The sequence below is a fragment of the Arthrobacter sp. Leaf141 genome, assembly GCF_001424565.1.
Lineage (GTDB): Bacteria > Actinomycetota > Actinomycetes > Actinomycetales > Micrococcaceae > Arthrobacter.
In genome coordinates this window covers 606-845 of the sequence record NZ_LMOL01000003.1, presented here as the reverse complement: position 1 = coordinate 845, position 240 = coordinate 606, and the positions used below count along the sequence as shown (strand labels likewise).

Below are 240 nucleotides of genomic sequence, written 5' to 3'. Positions count from 1 at the left end.
CCCGGATCCCACCCTCCCTGATCCTGCACTCCCGGACCCGATCGATGTGGCTGATCCTGCAGGTGCTGACCCGGCAGACCCGCTCCTGACGCCTGCCCCCGATCCGGCCGTCGGCAGTGTCCTGGCCGGGCGGTGTGTGGCGGCGGTCCTGGTCCCGGGACGGTTACGGGCGAAGGTGCGTTCCTGGCGCGAACGCCACCACCCCGAATCGATTGAGGAACGCCACGTCCGGTCGGCCGT

At 70.8% G+C, this 240-nt stretch carries 1 pseudogene; it reads left to right on the top strand.

The features are described from left to right. Positions 1–240, top strand: a pseudogene (locus tag ASF72_RS20875) (hypothetical protein); the annotation flags it as partial.